7 protein-coding genes and 1 tRNA gene are annotated in these 6,045 nt (G+C 51.0%); 6 read left to right on the top strand and 2 right to left on the bottom strand.

Translation table 11 applies throughout. The annotated features are described in order from the left end of the window. Positions 1-147 precede the first annotated feature (147 nt). Both MYY08_RS04375 and MYY08_RS04370 read left to right on the top strand, forming a co-directional pair. Complete coding sequence (locus tag MYY08_RS04375) at positions 148-870, top strand: autoinducer binding domain-containing protein (RefSeq protein WP_084970455.1); 723 nt, start codon at positions 148-150, stop codon at positions 868-870. 129 nt (positions 871-999) lie between these two features. After that, on the top strand, positions 1,000-1,617 hold the full coding sequence (locus tag MYY08_RS04370; protein WP_038626906.1) for an acyl-homoserine-lactone synthase: 618 nt from the start codon (positions 1,000-1,002) through the stop codon (positions 1,615-1,617). Here the strand turns inward: MYY08_RS04370 and MYY08_RS04365 are convergent. Then, complete coding sequence (locus MYY08_RS04365; protein ID WP_038626904.1) at positions 1,614-1,949, bottom strand: GlpM family protein; 336 nt, start codon at positions 1,947-1,949, stop codon at positions 1,614-1,616. The genes MYY08_RS04370 and MYY08_RS04365 overlap by 4 nt on opposite strands. Before the next feature lie 67 nt (positions 1,950-2,016). Continuing rightward, positions 2,017-2,241 (bottom strand): DUF2594 family protein, encoded by a 225-nt coding sequence (locus tag MYY08_RS04360; RefSeq protein ID WP_038626901.1) that lies wholly within the window; start codon positions 2,239-2,241, stop codon positions 2,017-2,019. Positions 2,242-2,716: 475 nt separating this feature from the next. On the opposite strand from MYY08_RS04360, the gene uvrY reads away from it, so the two are divergent. The 4 genes from uvrY to MYY08_RS04340 all read left to right on the top strand — a co-directional run bounded on the left by uvrY (position 2,717) and on the right by MYY08_RS04340 (position 6,045). Beyond that, positions 2,717-3,376 (top strand): UvrY/SirA/GacA family response regulator transcription factor, encoded by a 660-nt coding sequence (uvrY, locus tag MYY08_RS04355; RefSeq protein WP_038626899.1) that lies wholly within the window; start codon positions 2,717-2,719, stop codon positions 3,374-3,376. After that, a complete protein-coding gene (gene uvrC / locus MYY08_RS04350) occupies positions 3,369-5,201 on the top strand; it encodes an excinuclease ABC subunit UvrC (protein WP_038626897.1) in 1,833 nt (610 codons plus the stop codon). The genes uvrY and uvrC overlap by 8 nt, the downstream gene beginning before the upstream one ends. A 71-nt stretch (positions 5,202-5,272) precedes the next feature. Further along, positions 5,273-5,821 carry a CDP-diacylglycerol--glycerol-3-phosphate 3-phosphatidyltransferase gene (gene pgsA / locus MYY08_RS04345; RefSeq protein ID WP_038626895.1) on the top strand — a complete coding sequence of 183 codons (549 nt, stop codon included), beginning with the start codon at positions 5,273-5,275 and terminating at the stop codon, positions 5,819-5,821. A 148-nt stretch (positions 5,822-5,969) separates the two neighbouring features. Next, a tRNA-Gly gene (locus MYY08_RS04340) sits at positions 5,970-6,045 on the top strand.

Below are 6,045 nucleotides of genomic sequence, written 5' to 3'. Positions count from 1 at the left end.
GGACCCTAAATGCAGCCTTTTTAAACATCAGTCCGTTGAACAATATAATTAAAAAAATTTTTCGAGAGCATTTAATTTTTTGTTACATCGGTGGCAGTTTGACTTAAACCACGGCGCGAGCAGGTAGCGCGTACCGGTGAGGCTTTAATGACGTTCGATGATTACTTTGCCTGGCGCAGGGAGGTCGAGGCTCAGTTTTTTTTACTGAATAACACGAAAGAGTTAACAAAAGCGTTGCAACAGCAGATTGAAGCGCTGGGGCTGGATCACTTTGCCTTATTTATTCGCCATCCAGTACCTTTTACCCGGCCTAAAACCTTTCTTTTCACCACATACCCACCTTGCTGGATAAAGCGATACGAAAATGAAAACTATTATGCCGTCGATCCTATTTTGCAGGAGTGTTCACTGCCGGGAAAATTTATAGCCTGGGGGGATGCCGTTTCGGATAAGAATGAAATATTCTGGCGTGAGGCAAAAGCGTACGGATTGACATCAGGCTTCTCTTGTTCGCTGATGGCGTCCAATCGCGCAACGGGTATATTATCGGTAGTATCCAAAAAAGCGTTAAATATGTCGCATATGTTGCCGGAACAGCAGTTAAGACTACAGTATCTATTGGACCTGTCTTTGCAATCGTTACTGCGCTTAGATGATGTATCCATGCGGATTTTAGATATAACCTTAAGTTCGCGTGAACTGGAAATTTTAAAATGGACAGCGGAAGGGAAAACGGCAGCCGAGATTTCATTGATACTTTCTATCTCGCCTTACACGGTTAACTTCCATCAGAAGAATTTACAAAAGCGGTTTAATGCGCCAAATAAAACCCAGGTTGCCAGCTATGCGGCCGCCATTGGCTTGCTGTAAATAGGATTGCAACTACTAAATTTAGTAGTTTCATAAGGTTAACCGGTTGTCTACCCTTCGGCCGGGGTATCAGCTGGGTAAACGCCGTATACATACGGCTCAAACGAGGGAGTGCGACAGGGGAATATGATGAAGATTATCCAAACCCAGCTAAAGGATATGCCATCCTCGTTATTGGCTGAATTGGGCAGTTATCGTTACAGTGTGTTTGCGCGCGGTGAAGGGTGGTCGATACCCTCGCGGCTCAGTACGCCGGGACAGGAGTACGATCGCTTCGACCGTTCCGACGTAACGTGGCTTATCGCCTGGCATGTACGTTTTGGCATCTGCGGTTGCGCCCGCCTGATGCAGTGGCAGGAACCCGGCAATATTGAAGGCTTCAGCGTACCGTTCGATCGTAAAGAGGCGGTCTGGGAAATGTCGCGTTTCTCCGCGCGTCTTGACGTTGACCATGAACTGCCGCTAACCATTCTCTGGCATGCTGTCCAGCTGGCGGAGCTGTCGGGCATCGATTATCTGGTCAGTGCCGCCACGCCGATGCTGGAGCAGATGTTTGAACAGCACAACGTGGGGTTCGAGCCTTTAACGCCGGGATTAATTCAGTCTGAAGACAATCTGTTCGCAGTAAAAATTCCGGTGAAACAGCAGGGTCTGGCGGAGAAGTATCGCGGCGCGCGCCGTTTCAGCCCGGAAGAGGTGTTGCCTTCGCTGGGCGTTTCTATCAACTGGCAGTCGCACGGGCGTTAATGCCAGCGGGTCCAGAGCGTAATCAGCAACCATGCGGCCAGCACCCAGCACAGCACGGCGCTGGCCAGCGCGAGCGGCAGACGCATTATGCCGATAAAAAACCATAACGAGAGAAGATAGAGAAAGTAGGGCAAAATCGCCCACATGCCGAAAATGATGGTGGCGCGCAGCGCTGCCGAGCCCTTATCTGTTGCGACAAGGTAGTGCGCAATCAGCGCAAATGTTGGAAAGAGCGGCAACAGCCCGGCGATATAGTAATTCTTACTCTTCGCCAGCAGGCCAATCGCCACCACCACGAATGCGCCAATCAGCGCTTTAAGCAACAGACCCATTGTTTTGTCCATGTTAAAAGATTTAACATGCGTGAATGCTGTCGCAAAATCAATGGGTTCGTGATAGTTAACGGCGGTATGCGGCCTTAATCTGACTGATTGTCTGACTGAACGTTTCCGCCTGCTGCGGATCGTCCAACTGGGCGATAACACGTTCCATGTTGATAATGACTTTGCCCGCGTCCGCCTGACCCATGCCTTTCAGCATCATCGTGACCATCGCTTTCAGGCAGGCCACTTCATTCGCCAGGGTTTTTGTCTCTTCCGAAGTGGTAAAATCGTTCTGACCCATAGTTTCTCCTTGATAATCCTGTGTAAATATTCAGGCCGTTACTTACATCCCGAACCTGGCAAAGTATAACATAAATTATGAGACCGCTTTCTCACACCGCGCCGTGGATTGCGGAATAATTCACCATCTGAATCATCTGCATAAAATAAAAGCTGGACGTTATTTGGAGTGAGAAAAAACCTGACAATGTAATTATTAATAAAAAACTCATCACACAAGTTATCATCGCAACCTGTTGTATATAAATACCTTTTTCTTTAATTTTCTCTTTACTTATTTTTAATGCTTTTGACTTTTTATTATCTGGGTCGATGAAAACATTTCACAAAATTGTGAATAAGAGACGTGCAGGAATGCTATTAGCGCCATCTAAAAAAACGGTGAATTATGTTCAAACCTGCAACAAAAAAGAGTAACATTAAGCGGCTTAATTAAAGCGTCCCATAAACATCACCATTTCCGGAGAAATCCTCTTTTGATTAGCATTCTTCTTGTGGATGACCACGAACTGGTACGCGCAGGGATTCGTCGCATACTGGAAGATATCAAAGGTATTCAGGTAGCCGGCGAGGCATGCTGCGGTGAGGACGCGGTGAAATGGTGTCGTACAAATCAGGTAGATGTGATCCTGATGGACATGAACATGCCAGGCATCGGCGGTCTGGAGGCCACACGCAAAATCGTGCGTTTCAATCCTGACGCTAAAATCATCATGTTGACTATCCATACGGAAAATCCGCTGCCGGCGAAGGTGATGCAGGCAGGAGCCGCGGGCTATTTGAGCAAAGGCGCTGCGCCGCAGGAAGTGATCAGCGCCATTCGCTCCGTACATGCGGGACAGCGTTACATCGCTTCCGATATCGCGCAACAGATGGCGCTGAGCCAGATTGAGCCTGAAAAGAGCGAATCTCCCTTTAGCTGTTTGTCGGAACGGGAATTGCAGATTATGCTGATGATTACCAAAGGGCAGAAAGTGACAGATATTTCTGAACAGCTTAATCTGAGCCCTAAAACCGTCAACAGCTACCGTTACCGAATGTTTAGCAAACTGAATATCAGTGGCGACGTAGAGTTGACGCATCTGGCCATCCGGCATGGCCTGTTTAATGCGGAGTCGTTGATCAGTAGTGAGTGAAGTCTTTGACGCAAAATCTTTTCTGAAAACCGTCACCAGTCAGCCAGGCGTATACCGCATGTATGACGGTGACGGTACGGTTATCTACGTTGGTAAAGCGAAAGATCTGAAGAAACGCCTCAGCAGCTACTTCCGCAGCAATCTTGCCAGCCGTAAAACCGAAGCGCTGGTGGCCAATATTCACCATATTGATGTCACCGTTACGCATACCGAAACCGAAGCGCTGCTGCTTGAACATAATTACATTAAGCTCTATCAGCCTCGTTACAACGTGCTGCTGCGCGACGATAAATCTTACCCCTATATCTTTCTGAGCGGCGATCCCCATCCGCGTCTGGCGATCCATCGTGGCGCCAAACATGCGAAAGGCGAATATTTCGGCCCCTTTCCTAACGGTTACGCGGTGCGCGAAACGCTGGCTCTGCTGCAAAAAATCTTCCCCGTGCGGCAGTGTGAAAATAGCGTCTACCGCAACCGTTCGCGTCCCTGTCTGCAATATCAAATTGGTCGCTGTCTGGGCCCGTGCGTCGCCGGACTGGTAAGCGAGGAAGAGTATGCTCAGCAGACGGAATATGTTCGCCTTTTTCTGTCCGGTAAAGACGATCAGGTGTTGAACATGCTGGTCAGCCGCATGGAGCAGGCCAGCCAGTCGCTACGCTTTGAGGAGGCCGGGCGCCTGCGCGATCAGATCCAGGCCGTTCGCCGCGTGACGGAAAAGCAGTTTGTATCCAATCAGGGCGACGACCTGGACGTTATCGGCGTCTCCTATGATGCGGGCATGGCCTGCCTGCACGTGCTCTTTATTCGTCAGGGCAAAGTCCTGGGCAGCCGCAGCTATTTCCCCAAAATTCCTGGCGGCACCGAGCTGGCGGAAGTGGTGCAAACCTTTGTCGGCCAGTTTTATTTGCAGGGCAGCGAATCGCGTACGCTGCCAGGCGAGATCCTGCTCGATTTTAATCTGCCAGAACGCGAGCTGTTGGCGGAATCACTCAGCGAGCTGGCCGGACGCAAAATTCATATACAGAGCAAACCGCGCGGCGATCGCGCGCGTTATTTGAAGCTGGCGCGCACCAATGCGGCAACGGCGCTGGTGACCAAATTAACCCAGCAGTCTACCATTCATCAGCGGCTGACGGCGCTGGCTGAAGTGCTGCATCTGCCGCAGATAAAACGCATGGAGTGTTTTGATATCAGTCACACCATGGGCGAGCAGACGGTTGCGTCCTGCGTCGTGTTTGACAGCAATGGTCCGGCGCGAGCGGAATATCGCCGCTATAATATTACCGGCATTACGCCCGGTGATGATTACGCGGCAATGAATCAGGTGCTGCGCCGTCGTTACGGTAAGGCGCTGGAGCCGGAAAAGGTGCCGGATGTCATTTTGATCGACGGCGGTAAAGGCCAGCTGGCGCAGGCGAAAGAGGTTTTCGCCGAGCTGGAGGTGAGTTGGGACAAAAATCATCCGCTGCTGCTGGGCGTGGCGAAAGGCAGCGATCGTAAAGCTGGCCTGGAGACACTGTTCCTGGAGCCGGTAGGCGAGGGGTTCTCCCTGCCGCCCGATTCGCCGGCGCTGCATGTGATCCAGCATATTCGTGATGATTCTCACAATCATGCGATTACCGGGCATCGCAATAAACGCGCCAAAGTAAAAAATACCAGCGCGCTGGAAAGCATCGAGGGCATCGGCCCGAAACGGCGCCAGCAACTGCTGAAGTATATGGGCGGCCTGCAACCGCTGATGAACGCCTCGGTGGAGGAGATAGCCAAAGTACCCGGCATTTCTCACGCCCTGGCGGAGAAAATCTTTTACTCGTTAAAACACTAGCATTGAAACCCTGGTGGCAATGTAGCAACATACGGGTAAACCCTACTCATGCCAGACAGTTAGCGTACCTTATGCAATTGAATATTCCGACGTGGCTCACCCTGTTTCGTGTCGTCCTGATTCCTTTTTTTGTACTGGCATTCTATCTGCCGTTCCACTGGGGACCGATGGCATGCGCTATCATCTTTGTGGTGGCGGCGATTACCGACTGGTTTGACGGCTTTCTGGCCCGGCGCTGGAAACAGTCCACCCGTTTCGGCGCCTTTCTCGATCCGGTGGCTGATAAGGTGATGGTGGCGATGGCGCTGGTGCTGGTAGCGGAGCATTTTCACGCCTGGTGGATTACCCTGCCGGCGGCCACCATGATCGCGCGCGAAATCATTATTTCGGCGCTGCGAGAATGGATGGCGGAGATCGGCAAGCGCAGCAGCGTGGCTGTTTCCTGGATTGGCAAAGTAAAGACAACAGCGCAGATGCTGGCGTTGGTGGCGCTGCTCTGGCATCCTAACCAGCTGGTTTCAGGCATCGGCGTCGTTGCGCTTTATATCGCTGCGGTGCTAACTTTTTGGTCAATGTTTCAATACCTGAGCGCCGCCCGTGGCGATTTGCTTGAACATTGATCGATACGATGTAAAAAACGGCAACCGCTCCAAAGGTGAGGATAATTTTATTGACTCACTGACGCAGGCCGGTAGAATGCAATGCATGAGATGGCTACAGGCCGTCGACAGTAAAAGCGCACGATTAAAAGGCGAATTTTTTGTAAATGCGGGAATAGCTCAGTTGGTAGAGCACGACCTTGCCAAGGTCGGGGTCGCGAGTTCGAGTCTCGTTTCCCGCTCCA

The sequence above is a fragment of the Mixta sp. genome, from assembly GCF_024610815.1.
GTDB lineage: Bacteria > Pseudomonadota > Gammaproteobacteria > Enterobacterales > Enterobacteriaceae > Mixta > Mixta calida.
This window is presented reverse-complemented; position numbering and strand designations above follow the sequence as displayed.

Excerpts from the sequence above, each read along its gene's own strand:
- MYY08_RS04375 (WP_084970455.1), top strand. The coding sequence starts at position 148 with ATGACGTTCGATGATTACTTTGCCTGGCGCAGGGAGGTCGAGGCTCAG.
- MYY08_RS04370 (WP_038626906.1), top strand. The coding sequence starts at position 1,000 with ATGAAGATTATCCAAACCCAGCTAAAGGATATGCCATCCTCGTTATTG.
- MYY08_RS04365 (WP_038626904.1), bottom strand. The coding sequence starts at position 1,949 with ATGGGTCTGTTGCTTAAAGCGCTGATTGGCGCATTCGTGGTGGTGGCG.
- MYY08_RS04360 (WP_038626901.1), bottom strand. The coding sequence starts at position 2,241 with ATGGGTCAGAACGATTTTACCACTTCGGAAGAGACAAAAACCCTGGCG.
- pgsA (WP_038626895.1), top strand. The coding sequence starts at position 5,273 with ATGCAATTGAATATTCCGACGTGGCTCACCCTGTTTCGTGTCGTCCTG.